The organism is Scardovia inopinata JCM 12537, assembly GCF_001042695.1.
GTDB lineage: Bacteria > Actinomycetota > Actinomycetes > Actinomycetales > Bifidobacteriaceae > Scardovia > Scardovia inopinata.
Genome location: NZ_AP012334.1, coordinates 888,580 through 906,649, shown reverse-complemented (window position 1 = coordinate 906,649; position 18,070 = coordinate 888,580). Strand labels below are relative to the sequence as shown.

The window sequence follows — 18,070 nt, the reverse complement described above, 5'->3', positions numbered from 1 at the left end:
CGGCCAAAAATCCAAGATTGGAGAAACTCATGCTGAAGGAGTACGAACACCCTCTGACTAAACCCATAGATAGTGATAAAAATATCTTTTCTCTCTTGGATACCAGAGCTACTGAACGTCCAGATGATGACCTGATAGGGTACAAGGGTGATGATGGGCAATGGGCCTATTTTAAGGCTGATCAGTTCCGTTCGATGGTTATTATGATTGCTAAGGGATTACTGGCAAAGGGGATAAAGAAGGGAGACTCCATTGCCATCCTGGCAAGAACCCGGTGGGAATGGACCTGCTTAGATAATGCCATTCTCAGCATTGGAGCTGTGGTGGTTCCTATATATGAAACAGATTCACCAGCACAAATTAAGCATATTGTTAATGACTCTGCTGTGAAGTTTCTCATTGCAGAGAATGATGAGCAGCTTCATAAGATTGATTCCATTGCCGATGAATGTCCTACTCTGGAAGAGACCTTTGTCATGGATTCCGACGGAGGATCGGATTCTGTCATCGATATTTTCAACGAATTTGGTCACAATAAAACAGATGCTGATTTTTGGGAAGCGGAAAAGGCTGTCCGTGGTAGCGATCTGGCTTCCATTGTTTACACATCTGGATCTACCGGAGTTCCTAAAGGAATTGAGCTGACCCATTCCAACTTTGTCTTCGTTGCCTTGTCCGGAGATCAAACCATGCCTGATATTGGTCATGTCCCGGGAGGATCCAGACTCTTGCTTTTCCTGCCACTGACTCATGTATTTGCTAGGTACATGCAGTTCTTCAGTTTTTGCTCTCCAATGACTCTCGGCCTGTCTCATAATTTTAAGACTGTTATCACTGATTTCAGGGACTTCCAGCCAACTTTTATTCTTTCTGTTCCCCGCATCTTCGAAAAAGTTTATAATGCTGCCTCTCAGCGAGCTGGACGGGGAATCAAGGGGAAAGTTTTCCGAAATTCTGTCAAGCTTGCCCGCCAGTGGTCCTATGCGCAGCAGGAAGGGAAAAAACTCCCTCTTCCTGAACGAATCATGTATTCTATTTACAACAACCTGGTCTACAAGCAGATTCTGGAAGTATTCGGTGGCCGGGTAAGGAATGCTGTGTCAGGAGGAGCCCCTCTGGACGCCGATATTACCCATTTCTTCAATGGGATCGGCATGCCTATTCTGGAGGGCTACGGAATGACTGAGACCTGCGCGCCGGTGAGTGTTAACCCCACTGAGGGCTACAAGATTGGCACGGTTGGACCGACCCTGGAGGGAATCGATGTTGGGATTACCGAAGAAGGTGAAATCTGTCTGAAGGGACCGAATATTTGCCGGGCCTACCACAATAATCCTGAACTGACAAAGCAGCAAATCATAGATGGCTGGCTGCATACCGGTGATCTAGGTCAGGTTGACGATGACGGATTTATTACTATCACCGGCCGCAAGAAGGACATGATTATTACCGCCGGAGGAAAGAATGTATCTCCGGAAATCCTAGAAGCTGCCGTTATGTCTTCACCAGTGGTTGATCATTGTGTTCTGGTGGGAGATAAAAAGCCTTTTGTTTCTGCTCTGATCACCCTTAACTTAGTTGATGCTAACCAGTGGTTGAAGGGGCAGGGAGCCGCTCCTGAAACCAGCTTGGAAGAAGCTGTAGCCAATCCCATTATCCGAGCCGAGGTCAAGCGGGTGGTCGATAAGGCCAATGCACAAGTTTCACGGGCAGAGTCAATCCGTAAATATCTGATTCTTCCTGATACTATCTCCCAAGAAAACGGGATGCTGACAGCCAGTTTGAAGATTCGCCGCAAGGCGATCACCGATCATTATCAGCATCTGATTGATACAGAAATCTATGGCCCCAGGACGGGAAAGAAAAAGACAAAGCGCTGATTGCTGATGAAAGCAACAGGTACCGGCCACCACTGAAACGACTAGATAGTGAAACGACTAGATAGACAAATTAGAGGCCAGCATCTGTTGCTTTAATAAGGCCGCTGTCGATAAGTACGGATTTGATATTGGAAGCGCTCACTGATTGCAGTTGCTCCGTAAGCAGCACATAAGTATTCTTTGCCGTAGAAGCTTTTCGATCAATGGATACTCTTTTTGTGGTTTCTGCTATTGTCTTCATAGAATTCTTACGGGCTATCAGCAGGCTGATTCGGGACAGGTCGCGGCAATAGAGACGCCGATCAACGAAAGCTGTAGACCATTGCTTTCCGTTGACAATATTAGTCAGCTCTGACAGCCGGCTACCGAAACCAGTAATAATCGGCCATTGAGGGTAGTCAGCTGCCTGATAGCGACTGCCATCTGAGCTGGAATGCTGCTGAGAGATTCCAGAGGAAGATTCATCCGGATCCGGCACCTTTTTTCGTTTCAGTGTTGTTCCTCCCGACAGGTTATTGACCACCCCGGTGACCGATATCTGCGGATTAATGGTGGCACTGGTGCCGGTGTAGCCCATGTCGGTCAGACTTGAAATTACTTCTTCCGCCATCCGATCGTTGACAGCCAGCACCCCCCGAATTCGTGTGTGAGTCTTTTTATTCCCAGGGTTGAGACGGGTTTCAAGAGATTGGGCCACGCTTCCTTTACTGTCTGTATCGACAGTCACATTTCTCCAGTCAGCAGCTGAGCTGGACGAATTCAACAGACCGGAAGGAGAATAAACTTTTCCTTTTTTAAAATAGGGTCCCAATACGTCCCAAATACCGCGAAAAAGCTCCTGGGTAAAAACAGTATTACGTAAAAGAGGAAGGAGAATTTCAATACTCTGGGGATGATCAATAGTTGTCTGGCGAAGCTTGAGTTTTCTTACCAGTTGCTCTGCCTGGACCTGTCCTATCCGATAGGCAGTCACCAGGGGTGCATAAAGGTCAGGCTGAAAACCTGCAATTTTTTGGCCAAGAATAATAATTGTAGCCCCCTGAGCCCGGGCAGATTCCAGACTGGCTCTCATCTGTGTGGCACCCTCAGGTTCGGACCTTTGAGAGACGGACAGGTAGGCACCATAGTCTGAGAAAAGCTTCCGGTTCTCAGATATGGGGGCAACGAGGAGAATGGGCTTGACCCTGTCAGCAGCTGAGCTTGATTTCTCTGATTGCTTCAGGGTCTGCATATAATCAGAAATCGCCTCAGCCTGTCTGCTTAAGCTGGTTGACTGAGTGTGGGAAATCCGGCTTTTGGTAAAACCCTGGACCAGCAAATCAGATTGCATGTCGGTATAAAATTCATTCCAGCTGTTGACTGTTCTGTCCATGGTGACGACCAGGGGATCGGTGGGGGTAAAAAGAGCTACATTAGTAACAAAGGAAGTATCAGAATTATTGGAGGATGACTCAGAACTGGAGCATCCCCAAGAAACCAGTATGAAGCATACACAGAGAATGCTTGCTAGAATCCTGGTTAGGCCTCGGCGTTCCGTCACTATAGTATCCTTCCTGTCTTCTTCTAGGATAATAGACGGCTGGTAAAATTGCCTCTGTCAGTCCTGTTTCGTTTTTTCTGTTTCTTTTCCACTATCTGGTCCTTCCTGCATTCGTCGTCTCAAGCTTTGCCTACCCTTAAGGGTATGACTCAGGAAATTGAAATTGGCATGGGTAAATCTGGCCGTTTATGCTATTCCCTCGATGATGTATCTATCGTTCCTTCCCGCCGCACAAGGGATCCTCAGGATGTACATACCAGCTGGCAGGTTGATGCTTATCAGTTTGATATCCCGGTGATTGGGGCTCCTATGGATTCAGTTATGAGTCCACAGACAGTCATAGAGATGGGGAAGTTGGGTGCTTTAGGAGTACTGGATTTGGAGGGGCTGTGGACCAGGTATGAGGATCCCTCTGACTTACTGAATAAAATTCCTCAGATTCCTGACAATCAGGTTACCCGCTACCTTCAGCAGATTTATTCTGAGCCTATTAAGGCCGATCTCATTACCCGGCGGCTTCATGACATTCGTGATGCCGGAGTCATTGTCGCTGGGGCTTTGACCCCGCCTCGTATTCAGGAATTTTATTCCACTGTTCTTGATGCCGGTGTTGATCTCTTCTTTATCCGGGGCTCTGCCGTGTCAGCTGAGCATGTATCAGTCAGCCACGAACCGCTGAATTTGAAAAAATTTATTTATGAACTTGATGTTCCCGTTATTGTAGGCGGGGCTGGTTCCTATCATGCTGCTATCCACCTGATGAGAACAGGGGCTGCCGGCGTTCTGGTTGGCCTTGGTGGAACAGCAGTTTCTTCCTCCCGATCTATCACTGGGATACATGTGCCCATGGCGACAGCTATTGCTGATGTTGCTGCTGCCCGGAAGGACTATATGGAGGAGTCCGATGGCCGCTACGTTCAGGTTATAGCAGACAGCGGTTTGGGTAACTCAGGCAATTTTGTCAAGACTTTCGCCTTGGGGGCTGATGCCGTTATGATGGGGGATCCCCTCGCCAGGGCCAGTCAAGCCCCGGCCCACGGGTCTCATTGGGGGCATGAAGCCACGCACGAGGACCTTCCCCGCGGCAGACGTACCCAGTTCAGCCCTGTCGGCGATCTCAAGGAGATACTGTATGGCCCCAGTCATGTGGCCGATGGGAGTATGAACTACATAGGGGCTCTGAAGAGGGCTATGGCCTCTGTTGGATATGTGAATCTGCGGGAATTCCAAAAGTGCCCCCTGATAGCTGCTCCTTACGAGACTCATTAAAAATTAAGAGAAGACAGAAGAAGGGTCTATGGAGCTATAGAGCTTTCTTATCGTGACCAGCCGAAAAAGAGAGAGTATGCCGCTTATATGCCGCATGATTGTGGATAAGTGTGAATAAGTATGGAGTTATTCACACTGTATTCTCTGTGATTTGACTTTATGAGTACTTTCTGGAAGAGTACTTAGTAAGTCGGGTATAAAAGCCCACCATATGTCAATAGAAAACAGATACGGCGATGTATCTGTGCTGGTTGGAAGAAAGGCTTGTAATGAGCATTACTCCGGATAGTAGTCATGGCCAGGATCATGACAGCTCTTCTTCGGCAGGGGGAAATGAATTAACCCCCTCGGATGATGATGAACCGCATGTTTTCGAATTCGAACGAACTATTGGAGTCACTCAACAGAAGAAAATTCTCTTTCATATTGTTCGCTGTGTACCCAGCGATTTATCGAGGAGAGAAGCTGTTCGTCTGTCGATGATTTCTTGTCAAATCGCCTGTACCGGGATAGATATTATGCGAGGACGGCTGAGTCCTAAGATGCTTTCCAGAATCACGGCACCAGGCGTTGTCGAACGACTGCTGGTAACAGAAGAATTTATGAAAAAATTTGCGGATCCCCATCATTTTGATCCTATCGATTCGCCGCAGACCCATAATCTTCCCGTTATTCCCCGTATTGTTCAGACAATGATAGTCAACGACCATACCTGCGAAGTGACTGTCATATTGGCCCTAGGAGCCAGCTTATGCTGGGCGAACATTGTTATTGCCAAGACTGATGAACGATGGATTTGCACCATGTGCGATATTGGCTGACTCATACCCTCCTGGGGGTAAAGTGGAAGGCATGTTACGTGAGTTTACCTATCCCAACATAACGGTTATCAATGATGCTGATACAATTTATTCCTTCCTCAGGCGTCGAGTCGCCAACAATCCTGACGGTCCTTTGGCGGCATATAAAGAGGGGACACATAAAGCCTGGACTTACGTCAGTGCCACAGAGATGAATCAGCGTGTGCTCCAAACAGCCCGAGGTCTGCTTGCGTTAGGTGTGAAAAAAGGCGACAAGGTTATTATCTATGCTCCCACCTCTTACCAATGGGGGATCGCAGACTTCGCCTGTGCAGCTATTGGAGCAATTTCTGTCCCCATTTATGATACCGATTCTGCGGGGCAGGTCAGCAATATTGTCCGCGAAGTGAAGCCGACCATCGCCTTCACAGCCGGAGACAAGAGGGCGCAGATCTTGGAAACCTTGAAAGCCAGTTCTGCCACCACAGTCACATATGTTTTTAATTTTGAAAAAGACGGGTTAGAAGCTCTGAAAGACTGGGGAGCTAATGTTTCTGAGGATCGTCTGAATGCTGCTATCGATCAGGTGAGAAGCCATGATCCAGCAACCATCGTCTATACATCAGGATCTACCGGTCGGCCTAAGGGAGCTGTTTTAAGCAATAGTAATTTCGCTCATATTGTGATTAACGGCCCCAATATTCTGCCTACCATGCTAAACGCAGACAATACTCGTCTTCTTCTTTTCCTACCCCTGGCCCACTGCTTTGCCCGCTATATTCAGTATTCCACCTTCTATAGCGATAAAGGCGTTGTGGCTTATCAGGCCGATGCTAAGCACCTGCTGACTGATATGAGATCCTTCAAGCCTTCTTATCTTTTGGGGGTTCCTCGAGTATTCGAGAAAGTTTACAATGCAGCTTCCCAGAAGGCAGGAGCTGGCTTAACCGGTCATATTTTTGCCAGAGCAGTCAAGCATTTCACCCAATGGTCCAAGGACGAGGAAGCAGGCTTGAGGCATAGTCTGAAGGATAAAATCGCCCATGCTTTCTTTGAACGCAGCGTGGGAGAATCGATTCGTTCTGCCCTGGGGGGAGACTTGCATTTCCTCGCCTGCGGCGGGGCGCCTATGAATATTGACCTGGCTCATTTCTTCCACGGGATCGACGGAATTACCTTTATCCAAGGCTATGGAATGACGGAAACGGCAGCCCCCTGTGTAATCAATTCAGAGATCCACAACCGGGTGGGATCGGCAGGAATGCCTGCACCTGGTTTTTCTGTCCGCCTAGCCGCAGATGATGAGTTGGAAATAAAAGGTCCCAGCGTTTTCTCTGGTTATTACAACGACCCTGCTAGAACCGATGATGCTTTTGACGGTCCTGACCATTTATGGGTGAAAACTGGAGATTTGGCTCAGATCGATGATGACGGTTTCATTTATATCATTGGCCGCAAGAAGGATATCATTATTACGGCTGGTGGGAAAAATGTATCTCCGGCACCGATGGAGGATACTATCAAGACCTGTCCTATTGTTTCCCAGGCTGTAGTGATAGGGGATGGCCGGCCCTTTATTTCTGCTCTTATTACTCTTGACAAAGATATGCTGTCGGCATGGCTCTCGTCACAGGGCAGGGACAGCTCTGTAACTATGGAAGAAGCGTGCAAGGACGATTCCGTCAGGTCCTTCGTTCAGGAATACGTAGATCAGGCCAATGCAACTGTTTCCAGAGCGGAATCTGTTCGTAAATTTATTATTATCCCTGATGATTTCTCGCAGAAGGACAAGACGATGACCCCTTCTATGAAGGTTGTCAGAAAGGCTATCCTGAAAAAATATGAGAACCTGATCAATACTGATATGTATGCACCCAAACCAAGTACTATGCCCAAGGCTCCTACGGTCAGAATTATGGAGGCTGCGGACACTGTTTCTGAGTCTACTCAAAGGTCTTTGAAACAGGCACAGAAAAAGATTGATCCTGTGATCAACAAGGCCCAGGAAAAGATTGACCCCATGCTTACCAAGGCGAAGGATGCCATTAATGATTCAGTAGGCAAGTATGTCAGGATATCTAAAGACGAAGCTGAGCCAAAAGAAGATCCTGCTTCCCAAGACCAGGATAAGCAGGATAAGGGTAAGCAGGATAAGACTGATGCGCAGTCGGCAGATACTGCTGCTGCAGAAATTTTGACTGAATCAGACTCAGCCGCCTCTTCTCAGGCAGGCTCTTCTGCTTCGTAGAACCAGACAGGAGCTGATTCGACTTACAGCAGTCTGAGGTAAGCTCTTAGCTGTGAATTTATTTGGTGTATCTACATGCACTACCACTATAAAGGAGTATTGTGTCTATTAGGGAAATCCGTTGTGTGCCCGATCCTATTCTTCGCACTGTCTGTGACCCTATCACTACTATCACGCCGGCAATTCGCAGCCTGGTTCGGGATCTGACAGATACAGTTGATGATCCGGGCCGGGCTGGGCTATCGGCCAATCAAATTGGAGTAGGACTCAGGGCCTTTTCCTTCAACATTGAAGGAAAAGTGGACTATATTCTGAATCCGCGTCTGGTTAAAACATCAGGGGAACAGTACGGAGACGAAGGCTGCTTGTCTGTTCCAGGCCTGTGGTACAAAACCAGACGGGCTGACTATGCCCGGGTAGAGGGGATTGATCTGAACGGTCATAAGAAAGTCCTCGAAGGGCATGGGTTGATGGGCAGGATGCTCCAGCATGAATGTGATCATTTGGACGGACACGTTTACCTCGATCGGCTGGAAAAAGAAGAAAGACGAGCCGCTCTCAGATACATGAGGTCTCGGCAGAAGAACTAACATATAATTAACATATGTATGGCAGAGTCGAAAGGAACCGATTCTGGTGGTTTTATCTACTCTGTCCTATACGATTAGTTGTGCGTGTTTTTGATTTTTTCTGCAGTCGCCTGCGGAAAGAATCTGATTTATGGTGTCTACTGCACGTAAATTCGCGCTATGCAAGCGACGCCCTGTGTCGGTCGGCTTTCTGAGGTTTTCCTAGGGAAGTTGTACTCAGGTGCGCATAGCCAGGCAAGAACCGACAAGGAAAGGTATATCATGGCACAAATTACCATGAGCCAGATGCTCAATGCTGGCGTTCACTTTGGTCATCAGACCCGCCGTTGGAATCCTAAGATGAAGCAGTTCATTCTTATGGAACGCAATGGCATCCATATCATTAACCTGTTCAAGTCTTTGGACATGATCGATGCCGCATACACCTTCATCAAGGAGACAGTAGCTCACAATGGTACTGTTCTTTTTGTTGGAACCAAGAAGCAGGCTTCCGAAGCTATTGCTGCTGAGGCAACCAGGGTGGGAATGCCCTATGTGTCTGAGCGCTGGCTGGGTGGTATGCTCACCAATTTCCAGACCGTTTCCAAGCGTGTTGCCCGTATGAAGGAACTGGAAGAGATGGATTTCTCTGACGTTCGTTCCAGCGGTCTGACCAAGAAGGAGCTTCTCCTGCTTGAGCGTGAAAAGGACAAGCTGGTGAAGCAGCTGGGCGGTATTCGCACTATGAACCGTACTCCTTCTGCTCTCTTTGTGGTAGATATCAATAAGGAAGCACTTGCAGTTGAAGAGGCCCACAAACTGAATATTCCCGTGGTAGCCCTGGTTGATACCAACTGCGATCCCGATTCTGTTGATTATGCTATTCCAGCAAACGATGACGCTATTCGTGGTGTCCGTCTCCTGACCTCCCTGATGGCAGATGCAGTTGCTGAAGGCCTGCTGGCTCGTTCCGGCAAGGCAGGCAAGGATGACACTGGTGCTGACGCTTCCGCCCAACCCATGGCTGAGTGGGAAAAGGATCTGCTGACTCAGGATAAGACTGAAGATAAAGAAAATAAGTCTGAAGATAAAACTGAGAAGGCTGATCCCGACAAGGAGTCCGAGGCTTCTGCTCAGGAATCACAGGATGAGAAGCAGGAAACTGCTGACAAGAACGAGTAACAAGCAAGAGGAGTAAATCATGGCACAAATTACCGCTGCTTTGATTAAGCAGCTGCGTGACGCCACCGGCGCAGGCATGATGGACGTCAAGAAAGCTTTGACTGAGGCTGAAGGCGATGTGGAACGGGCTAAGGAAATTATCCGTGCCCGAGGCATCAAGGCTGCCGGTGCCCGTGAAGGCCGTAAGGCTCAGGAAGGGTTGGTAGCTTCCCAGGTTGCCCCAGGTACTGAGGGAGAAGCCGGTTATGCTGTTGAGCTCAACTCTGAGACTGATTTTGTGGCCAAAACCCCTCAGTTTGTAGAGTTTGGCGATGAGGTAATTGCCGACGTGGTCAAGGCTCAGGCTTCCAATGAAGAGGAAGTTTTAGCCGCCCCGTCACAGGCAGGTACAATCAAGGACACTATTGAAGAGGCGGGAGCTCTCTTCCATGAGCATGTCAAGCTTGGCCAGGTAGCCAAGGTTGAAGGCCCGCATGTTGAGGTCTATGCTCATCGAAAGTCTGTTGAACTCCCTCCTTCTATTGTGGCTATGGTCGCTACTGATGAAGCAGGAGCACAGGTTGCTCACGAAGTTGCTCTTCAGATTTCTGCTATGAGTCCACAGTGGCTGTCTCGCGACGATGTTCCTGCTGACGTTGTTGAGCGTGAGCGTCGTGTTGCTACTGAAAAATCCCTTGCAGAAGGCAAGCCGGAGAAGATTGTCCCCAAGATTGTTGAAGGCCGCTTAAATGCTTTCTACAAAGAAGTCTGCCTTCTGGACCAGGCTTATGTCAAGGATACTTCCCGCTCTATTGCCGATCTCTTCAAGAGCGTGGGCGGAAAAGCTCTTGCCTTCGCACGAGTTGAAGTGGGCAAGGGACCAAAAAATGAGGAAGCAGAAAACTAGACAAAAAAGCCACAAGAGCGTACTTGTTCTGACTGCTGTAAAGGCCACTCGCTGATACAATAGGTAAGTAAGGGCTGGAGTCTTAGGACTCCAGCCCTTCTTCTTCTTTTTCAGTCTTTGCCCGCAGTGTTTCACTGTCGCGAATTTCCGATACCATGGCAGAAGCATATAGTCCTGGAGGTAGGTATGACAGACAGCAAGGGAGCACATTCACGAAGGGTTCTTCTGAAACTTTCCGGAGAAGCTTTTGGAGGTGGATCTGTAGGAATTGATACATCGGTAGTACGCCGGATCGCCAGCGAAGTAAAGGCTGGCTGCCAGGCAGGTAACCAGATTGCTATTGTGGTTGGTGGCGGTAACTTCTTTAGGGGGGCCGAGCTCAGCCAGGCTGGTTTAGAGAGATCCCGAGCTGATTACATGGGTATGTTGGGTACAGTTATGAACTGCCTGGCTCTGCAGGATTTTCTGGAACAAGATGGCCAGGCAACCCGTGTCCAAACGGCTATCGCTATGGGACAGGTTGCTGAAGCGTATATTCCACTTCGGGCTATCCGCCACCTGGAAAAGGGTAGGGTTGTCATTTTTGGGGCAGGTGCTGGAATGCCTTACTTCTCCACTGATACTGTTTCCATCCAGCGGGCGCTGGAAATTGGCTGTGATGAGGTTCTCATGGGAAAAAATGGAGTAGATGGGGTCTATTCTGCTGATCCCAGAAAGGATTCGTCTGCTACGCTCTATAAAGCCCTGAGCTATAAGAAGGCTTTGGTTGACAATCTGGCTGTGATGGATGCATCAGCATTGTCGATGGCCAGGGACAATAACATGCCTATTCGGGTCTTTGGCTTGGAAACACCGGGAAATATTACCAGGGTTATCAAAGGAGAACCACTGGGAACCCTGGTTACGGATCACGATTGATAATCAGGGCAACAAATAAAAAATTTCAATCAGAAAGGCAGATAATAATGAGCACAGTTGTTGATGATGCACAAAAGCAGATGAATAAAACCATTGAATCCACTAAGGAGAACTTTGTGGGAATCCGCACAGGCAGGGCCAATCCTGCTCTTTTCAACGGTTTGACCGTGGATTATTACGGAGCTCCCACCCCCTTGAAGGCACTTGCCACTATTGGTGTTACCGACAACCGTACCCTGGCTGTTACCCCCTTTGATGTCTCACAAAGCGCGGCGATTGAAAAGGCAATCAGAGATTCGGATTTAGGCGTTAACCCTCGCAGGGACGGGAATGTTATTCATGTTACCCTGCCTGAACTGACTGAAGAAAGGCGTAAAGATTACGTTAAACTGGCTCATGAGTTTGCCGAAAAAGGAAAGGTTGCCGTCCGTAGTATTCGCCGCAAGGCTAAGGAAGACATTGAATCTGCCACCAAAGACGGTGACTATGGTGAGGATGAGGGCAAAAGGCTGCAGGCAGACCTGGAGAAGGCCACCAAAAAAGCTACTGAAGAAATCGACACCCTTCTGCACACCAAGGAAAAAGAAATTCTGTCGGTCTGATAGGTTACGTGCAGATTGGGTCCTCTGCTAAAAAGACAATTGATCACTTCGTTCATTACATATTTATTCCTTCCGAGGTAGGGCAGATGACGGATGATAATCACAGGCATGAGGGTGGGGAAGAGCTGGAAGAGGCTATGTCCCGCATAAACAGCAGGACAGGCAGAAACATGCCTCAAGCTATAGCTACCGGGGCAGGATTAGTCCTTCTGGTTCTTGCCAGTGTCATTTTCAACCCTCAGCCCTTTGTCTGGCTGGTTCTTGTTTTTATCTGCATTGCCCTCTGGGAATTGCGGGTAGATTTTGCTGTAGCCGGATTGAGGATTCCGGTAGTAGCCCTGTGGATCTGCTCAACTTGTCTGCTCCTATGCACCTATTATGCCCCTGCCGGCTATCATCAAGCTGCTGCTGTTGCCGGAATCCTGCTGACCTTAGTTATTGCTATTATCTGCGCCTCTTTTAACATCAAGGAGTCTGCTTCGGCACTCAAGGCAGCAGCCGGCAAAACCACCACCACAACCCCGGCAAACCCGTCAGCATCAGCTAAACCTTCCCAGCCCCAGACCCCGCAAGTGCCTGCTCCCGGGCGTTTTCGCAACGTTATGGCAACAATTCTGGCCGTTTTTTATGTTCCTTTCCTGGCTACTTTTATTGTTTTGCCTGTAACCATGAAACACTACCTGGCCCATGTGATTCTCTTGGTTTTTGTTCCTGCTCTAGGGGATACGGGCGGTCTCATTTTCGGGGCCTGGCTGGGCAAGCATAAGCTTTCTCCCCGAATTTCTCCCAAGAAATCGGTTGAAGGGTTAATAGGATCTGTCCTTTTTACCCTCGTAGGTACCCTGTTTGTTGGCCTATGCACGTACTCAATCCAGGAGCTGACCTCCAACTGGTGGATCCTTGCCATCTTGGGTATTCTTATTGGAGTAACAGGCCTCTTCGGTGATCTATCTGCCTCCATGCTTAAGAGAGATTTGGGAATTAAAGATATGGGTCACTTGCTCAAAGGACATGGGGGAGTGTTGGATCGAGCTGACTCCATTCTTATGTGTGCCCCCGTAATCTATATCGTTCTCTACTTCTGCGGATTATAAGGCCCGAAAGGAAGAAATCAGTGACTGTAGACCTATCCTTAGGGGAAGGAACTCCTAACGTAGATAAAGATGCGCGCTTAAAACGGGATGAGCCGGAAACTGGTATTACCCCCGGAGGATCCAGCGGAGCCTTCCGGGACGTTCTCTCACCCAGGCATGCCCACCGAGGGAAACCCCCTATTCATTTTACCGATATGGATCAGGAAGAAAGGGCAGCTGCCATGGCTAAGCTGGGGTATCCCTCCTTTCGGGTTAAGCAGCTGGGCCAGCACTATTTTGCTCATTATAACAGGGAAGTATCATCGTATAGCGACTTTCCGCAGCAGCAGGCACAAGTTGTGGAAAATACATTTTTCCCTTCCCTTATACGTCCCCTGGCAGAGCAGGAGGCAGATCAAGGAACTACAGTGAAAACCTTGTGGGGTCTGTTTGATGGATCCAGGATTGAATCTGTACTTATGAAGTACCCTACGAGAACCACCCTTTGTATTTCCAGCCAGGTGGGCTGCGGCATGGGCTGCCCTTTCTGCGCAACTGGGAAGCTGGGCCTGACCCGAAACATGTCTGCGGGAGAAATTTTGGAACAGGTCCGGTATGCCGCCCGACAGGCTCGGGACGGACGTCTGGGGCAGCCATCGCGTTTAAGTAACGTGGTTTTTATGGGGATGGGGGAAGCCCTGGGAAATTATAAGGCTATGATGAAAGCTATCAGGCAGATCAGTGCCCTCCCACCTGACGGTTTTGGCATTTCTGCCCGTAACATAACGGTTTCTACTGTAGGTATTGTTCCAGGAATCCGCAGACTGATGACTGAAGGCATTCCAGTGCGACTGGCTGTTTCTCTCCATGCCCCTAGCGACAGTCTGCGCGATGAACTTGTTCCCATGAATAAAAGATTCGCTATCAGCCAGGTTCTGGATGCGGCTCATGATTATTATGTGGCGACCAAGCGTAGGGTCAGCATAGAATATGCTTTAATGAAGGGAATTAACGATCAGGCCCAACATGCCAGGCTCTTGGCCAAGAGATTGAATCACTACGGTGATGATTGGGTTCATGTGAACCCGATTCCCCTCAATCCTATTGAAGGTTCCCGCTGGACGGCATCTAAACCGGAAGATGAGAAACGTTTCCTGGATATTCTTCATCAGGCTGGGATTGCTGCAACTCTGCGCGATACCAGAGGATCTGATATTGACGGAGCCTGCGGGCAACTAGCTGCTAAGGAGCTTATTCGTCAAGATCAGACAGAAAGTGATCCTCCGCAGGACATCCCCAATTGGACCAAAGACTAAACAATAAGAGGCAAGAAGATCAGTAAAGAGGTTACAATGATTTCTGCATATATTCCATCTCCCAGTATTTCCAGCTTTTCCCTGGGGCCTATAACCATCCGTTTTTACGCGATTATGATCCTCATCGGTATAGTCGCTGCAACCTGGATCACGACGATCAGATGGAAGAAAGTCGGCGGAACCTTCGACCAGGTTTTGGACATAGCGATTGTTGCTGTTCCCTGTGGAATCATTGGGGCTCGGCTCTACCACATCATTACCACCCCCAGTCTCTACTTCGGTCCCGGCAGGAACTGGACGGATATGTTCAAAATCTGGAATGGGGGACTGGGCATTTGGGGAGCTGTCCTTCTGGGAGGCCTGGGTGCCTGGGCCTGGTGCCGGCACAGACGCTATCCTATGGCTCTGCTTGCTGACTGCCTGGCCCCGGCCCTCCTCGTCGCCCAGGCTATTGGTCGTTTAGGTAACTGGTTCAACCAGGAACTCTACGGAAGCTGCACTACCCTGCCCTGGGGGCTCAAATTGAACAGTTCCTCGGCAGCCGTTGCCATGTCTGGCTCCTATTACAATGCTGGTTCTTGCGGAGTTGATGGTCCTTTCCACCCAACTTTCCTCTATGAACTGATCTGGAACCTCATAGGCGCTGTCCTTCTCATAGTTCTTACCCAGCAGGTGCGCAAACGTTTCAAAGCCGGATCCCTGTTTGCACTCTATATTATGTGGTATACCCTGGGCAGGGTCTGGATTGAGAACCTTCGAATTGACTATGCGGTTAAAGTTCTGGGTTTGCGTATCAACGTTTGGGTATCCATCTGCGTTTTCGTGGCAGCTGCCGTGGCTTTTGTGCTTCTCCAGCGGTATTCAGTCTTCACTAAGATCTTGTCCGATCGTCTTCGGGCGGTCACAGCTCTGGAGGCAAAGGTTGATGCCGGGTCGATGACTGCGCAGCAACTCAAGGATACCTATAAGAAGGAACGGAAAAATGAACAGGCTCAGGCACAGGCCAGCCGTGATCTAAAGAAAAAGGAGAGGAGGGAGCATCGGCGCGAGTATGAGGAAGCCAAGGCTAGAGTTTTGGCCAGGAAAAGAATGGAAGAAGAGGACAAATCTCATAATTCTTCCCTTACCACCAGCACCGACTCTGCCAGCAGGTCCTCTTCTTCGTCGTCCTTACCCTCACCTTCAACCTCATCCTCATCCTCTTCTGACTCTTCTGAGGAATAAGACCTGACTGAGGATCTTTGCCCGTTCCCGCCCTGGGTCGGAACGGGCAAAGATCCTCTGTCTGTTCATCTCCCTAAAATAAAGCCTATGAGTATTCAGATTGCCCCCAGTATTTTATCCGCTGATTTCGTTAATTTGGAAAGTGAACTTAAAACCATCCGCACAGCTGACCTGGTGCATGTGGACGTGATGGATCATCATTTTGTTCCTAATCTCACTTTAGGGGAACCTGTTGTTCAACGTATCTGTCAAGTGTCTCCTATTCCGGTAGACGTTCACCTCATGATCGAAGATCCTGACCGGTGGGCGCCTGAATTTGCCCGGTGCGGGGCTGACTCCGTTACTTTCCATATGGGTGCTACCCATGCTCCCATCAGACTTGCCCGTCAGCTTCATGATATGGGTGTAAAAGCCTGCTTTGCCGTCCGGCCTGCTGAACCAGTAGAGCCTCTTTTTGATATCCTCGATGAGTTTGACATGATCCTCATTATGACTGTAGAACCGGGATTCGGTGGTCAAAAATTCCTGTCCAATCAAATGGATAAGGTCCGTCGGCTGCGCGACCAGATTACAGCAAAGGGCCTTGATACCCATATCCAGGTTGATGGGGGAGTCAGCCCTGCCACTGCTGCACAAGTAGCTAAGGCTGGAGCCGATGTGCTGGTGGCCGGTTCTGCTGTTTATGGTGCTGATAATCCGGCAGAAGCCATTGCAGCTATCAGGGAGCAAGCCCAGTCTGCTTTCCGGGCTTAATAGCTGGATAGCAGGGAAGGCAGAAGCAGAATGGCGGCAAAAGAAGACAGAACAGCTGCACCAGAACAGGATGCTGGTTTGAGCGAGCAGGACGAACTCCTGCTGAAACCTAGAAACATCATCCTGACTATTCCAAATTTTATCAGTCTTCTTCGCCTGATTTCTATTCCTCCTATCGCTTATATGATCTCAACTGAGCATATGTGGACAGCCATGATAATTCTTGCCTTTTCTGCTTTATCAGACTGGCTTGACGGCTATCTGGCTCGGAAACTTCATCAGATTAGTAAAATTGGACAACTTCTTGATCCTATTGCTGATCGTCTCCTGATTTTAAGCTCAGTTCTGGCTTTTGCCATGGCTGGTATGCTGCCTTGGTGGCTTCTGATAGTCGTGGGAGCCCGAGACCTGGTTATGCTCATTGAAATTGTGATTATTGCTCAGTTCGATTATGGTCCTCTGCCTGTTCACTTTGTTGGCAAGACGGGAACGGCTCTGCTTATGATGGCAATACCGGCTCTTATCGTGGCAGAACTGGGGGATGGCTATTTCTTTACCGGCCTTCATCTTCTGGCTGTCGCCTGCACCATCTGGGGAGTGGTGCTTTATTGGATAGCTGGTTTTATCTACCTGAAGCAGGGGCATGATATTCTTCATACCCACAAGAAAGAAGCAAAGGTTCAGAATGCCTCGGTCTCCCGGTAAAAAAACAGCTCAGGACAGGGCTCGTGCCCTTAGGCGCAGGGCCGCAAATACCCGTTTTTCTGATCCTTGGGATGCAGATGCCAGCCTTTATGTGCCTATCGATAATGATCGTGAGCAGCCACCTTATCTGCCGGATTTTAACGAGAGTTCAGAGCCTGAGTCTTTTTTGCCTCAGGCACAGATTATTCGTACCCGTTCAGTGTTCTCGGGCAGAGTTGACCAGCTTCTTCACCAGGAAACACTGACCAGGAGGAAAGATGATCCCGCACCGATAAGCGGGAGGAACCGGATCTCTGCCTCATCCCGTCTTCTGGATGATGTGATTAATCATCCTATGGATATGATGTATGAAGATTCCCAACTGGGGCCTAGGCTTCAAACTCCTGCCCAGCGCTGGATGCTAAGAATTATCAGCTTTATTCTTTGCCTGGTTGTTGGGGTTGTAGGAACTCAGGCTGTCCGCCTTTTACAAAATAATACCAGAGCCAAGGTCAGGACTACTTTGAGCAACCAAATCACAGCTGCTGATACGCAACAGAAGGCTCTAAGCTCACAAGTATCTTCCCTGAGACAAAAACTCAATAAGGTAACAGCCCAGGTCAACAATTTCGAACTTTCCCGTAACCAGCGACAGGATAATTTTTCTGATGCCTTAACTGCGGTCGCAGGACGGGGGCTGAAAATCGTTATAACCAATCCTTTCACCGGCGATGGAAACAGATCGGGGACCAAGGATAACCGAATCAAAACGTCAGGCAACAAACAGGCTTTGACTGATGAACAGTTGCAAATCATTGTGTCCCGCTTGTGGGCCTATCAAGCGGAAGCTATCAGCATCAACGGAAATCGGCTTGGTCCGCAAAGTTCCATTCGCCTTGCAGGATCCACACTGCTTATTGGAACCACATCAATCAGCAGCCCCTATACCATAGAAGCCATAGGCGACGTGAATACCTTACGAGCAGCTATAGATAAGGCGCATAATCCACAGTTCAATAGTATGCTGGAGAGCAATGGAATTACGGTTAGTTTGACTAATGTACGATATATGACCTTGGCTGCATCAACTGCAGTGAAAGTCGATTATGCAAAGGAAAAATAAAAC

16 protein-coding genes are annotated in these 18,070 nt (G+C 48.8%); 15 read left to right on the top strand and 1 reads right to left on the bottom strand.

What is annotated here, in order from left to right:
- Positions 1-29: 29 nt before the first annotated feature.
- On the top strand, positions 30-1,880 hold the full coding sequence (locus SCIP_RS03730; RefSeq protein WP_006293183.1) for an AMP-dependent synthetase/ligase: 1,851 nt from the start codon (positions 30-32) through the stop codon (positions 1,878-1,880).
- A 70-nt stretch (positions 1,881-1,950) separates the two neighbouring features.
- On the opposite strand, the gene SCIP_RS03725 is transcribed toward SCIP_RS03730, so the two are convergent.
- Positions 1,951-3,420, bottom strand: a complete 1,470-nt coding sequence (locus SCIP_RS03725) for a type 1 periplasmic-binding domain-containing protein (protein WP_006293181.1) — start codon at positions 3,418-3,420, stop codon at positions 1,951-1,953.
- 144 nt (positions 3,421-3,564) lie between these two features.
- Between SCIP_RS03725 and SCIP_RS03720 the strand changes: the two genes are divergently transcribed.
- The 14 genes from SCIP_RS03720 to SCIP_RS03655 all read left to right on the top strand — a co-directional run bounded on the left by SCIP_RS03720 (position 3,565) and on the right by SCIP_RS03655 (position 18,067).
- A complete protein-coding gene (locus tag SCIP_RS03720; protein WP_006293180.1) occupies positions 3,565-4,689 on the top strand; it encodes a GuaB3 family IMP dehydrogenase-related protein in 1,125 nt (374 codons plus the stop codon).
- A gap of 269 nt (positions 4,690-4,958) precedes the next feature.
- Entirely contained in the window at positions 4,959-5,510 is a 552-nt protein-coding gene (locus SCIP_RS03715) for an Rv3235 family protein (protein ID WP_040590605.1), read from the top strand.
- A 31-nt stretch (positions 5,511-5,541) separates the two neighbouring features.
- On the top strand, positions 5,542-7,737 hold the full coding sequence (locus SCIP_RS03710; RefSeq protein WP_006293178.1) for an AMP-dependent synthetase/ligase: 2,196 nt from the start codon (positions 5,542-5,544) through the stop codon (positions 7,735-7,737).
- Between the two features lie 101 nt (positions 7,738-7,838).
- Positions 7,839-8,327 carry a peptide deformylase gene (gene def, locus SCIP_RS03705; protein ID WP_006293177.1) on the top strand — a complete coding sequence of 163 codons (489 nt, stop codon included), beginning with the start codon at positions 7,839-7,841 and terminating at the stop codon, positions 8,325-8,327.
- A 261-nt stretch (positions 8,328-8,588) separates the two neighbouring features.
- A complete protein-coding gene (gene rpsB / locus SCIP_RS03700) occupies positions 8,589-9,488 on the top strand; it encodes a 30S ribosomal protein S2 (RefSeq protein WP_006293176.1) in 900 nt (299 codons plus the stop codon).
- Positions 9,489-9,507: 19 nt separating this feature from the next.
- Entirely contained in the window at positions 9,508-10,374 is an 867-nt protein-coding gene (gene tsf / locus SCIP_RS03695; RefSeq protein WP_006293174.1) for a translation elongation factor Ts, read from the top strand.
- A 186-nt stretch (positions 10,375-10,560) separates the two neighbouring features.
- Positions 10,561-11,292: a UMP kinase gene (gene pyrH / locus SCIP_RS03690; RefSeq protein ID WP_006293173.1), complete on the top strand. Its 732-nt coding sequence runs from the start codon at positions 10,561-10,563 to the stop codon at positions 11,290-11,292.
- A 47-nt stretch (positions 11,293-11,339) separates the two neighbouring features.
- Positions 11,340-11,894 carry a ribosome recycling factor gene (gene frr, locus SCIP_RS03685; protein ID WP_006293172.1) on the top strand — a complete coding sequence of 185 codons (555 nt, stop codon included), beginning with the start codon at positions 11,340-11,342 and terminating at the stop codon, positions 11,892-11,894.
- 86 nt (positions 11,895-11,980) lie between these two features.
- Positions 11,981-12,988 carry a phosphatidate cytidylyltransferase gene (locus SCIP_RS03680; RefSeq protein ID WP_006293171.1) on the top strand — a complete coding sequence of 336 codons (1,008 nt, stop codon included), beginning with the start codon at positions 11,981-11,983 and terminating at the stop codon, positions 12,986-12,988.
- A 104-nt stretch (positions 12,989-13,092) separates the two neighbouring features.
- Positions 13,093-14,283, top strand: a complete 1,191-nt coding sequence (gene rlmN, locus SCIP_RS03675; RefSeq protein ID WP_048349343.1) for a 23S rRNA (adenine(2503)-C(2))-methyltransferase RlmN — start codon at positions 13,093-13,095, stop codon at positions 14,281-14,283.
- 36 nt (positions 14,284-14,319) lie between these two features.
- The gene (gene lgt, locus SCIP_RS03670) at positions 14,320-15,507 is read left to right on the top strand and encodes a prolipoprotein diacylglyceryl transferase (RefSeq protein ID WP_081442813.1); all 1,188 of its coding nucleotides are present in this window, start codon (positions 14,320-14,322) and stop codon (positions 15,505-15,507) included.
- Between the two features lie 87 nt (positions 15,508-15,594).
- Positions 15,595-16,260: a ribulose-phosphate 3-epimerase gene (gene rpe / locus SCIP_RS03665; protein WP_006293168.1), complete on the top strand. Its 666-nt coding sequence runs from the start codon at positions 15,595-15,597 to the stop codon at positions 16,258-16,260.
- 30 nt (positions 16,261-16,290) lie between these two features.
- Entirely contained in the window at positions 16,291-16,965 is a 675-nt protein-coding gene (locus SCIP_RS03660) for a CDP-alcohol phosphatidyltransferase family protein (RefSeq protein ID WP_048349264.1), read from the top strand.
- Complete coding sequence (locus SCIP_RS03655) at positions 16,946-18,067, top strand: DUF881 domain-containing protein (RefSeq protein ID WP_048349263.1); 1,122 nt, start codon at positions 16,946-16,948, stop codon at positions 18,065-18,067. Before SCIP_RS03660 ends, SCIP_RS03655 begins: the two co-directional genes overlap by 20 nt.
- The last annotated feature ends 3 nt before the right edge of the window (positions 18,068-18,070 follow it).

Coding starts and splice junctions, on each gene's coding strand:
- SCIP_RS03730 (WP_006293183.1), top strand. CDS start 30: ATGCTGAAGGAGTACGAACACCCTCTGACTAAACCCATAGATAGTGAT.
- SCIP_RS03720 (WP_006293180.1), top strand. CDS start 3,565: ATGACTCAGGAAATTGAAATTGGCATGGGTAAATCTGGCCGTTTATGC.
- SCIP_RS03715 (WP_040590605.1), top strand. CDS start 4,959: ATGAGCATTACTCCGGATAGTAGTCATGGCCAGGATCATGACAGCTCT.
- SCIP_RS03710 (WP_006293178.1), top strand. CDS start 5,542: ATGTTACGTGAGTTTACCTATCCCAACATAACGGTTATCAATGATGCT.
- rpsB (WP_006293176.1), top strand. CDS start 8,589: ATGGCACAAATTACCATGAGCCAGATGCTCAATGCTGGCGTTCACTTT.
- tsf (WP_006293174.1), top strand. CDS start 9,508: ATGGCACAAATTACCGCTGCTTTGATTAAGCAGCTGCGTGACGCCACC.
- pyrH (WP_006293173.1), top strand. CDS start 10,561: ATGACAGACAGCAAGGGAGCACATTCACGAAGGGTTCTTCTGAAACTT.
- frr (WP_006293172.1), top strand. CDS start 11,340: ATGAGCACAGTTGTTGATGATGCACAAAAGCAGATGAATAAAACCATT.
- SCIP_RS03680 (WP_006293171.1), top strand. CDS start 11,981: ATGACGGATGATAATCACAGGCATGAGGGTGGGGAAGAGCTGGAAGAG.
- lgt (WP_081442813.1), top strand. CDS start 14,320: ATGATTTCTGCATATATTCCATCTCCCAGTATTTCCAGCTTTTCCCTG.
- rpe (WP_006293168.1), top strand. CDS start 15,595: ATGAGTATTCAGATTGCCCCCAGTATTTTATCCGCTGATTTCGTTAAT.
- SCIP_RS03660 (WP_048349264.1), top strand. CDS start 16,291: ATGGCGGCAAAAGAAGACAGAACAGCTGCACCAGAACAGGATGCTGGT.
- SCIP_RS03655 (WP_048349263.1), top strand. CDS start 16,946: ATGCCTCGGTCTCCCGGTAAAAAAACAGCTCAGGACAGGGCTCGTGCC.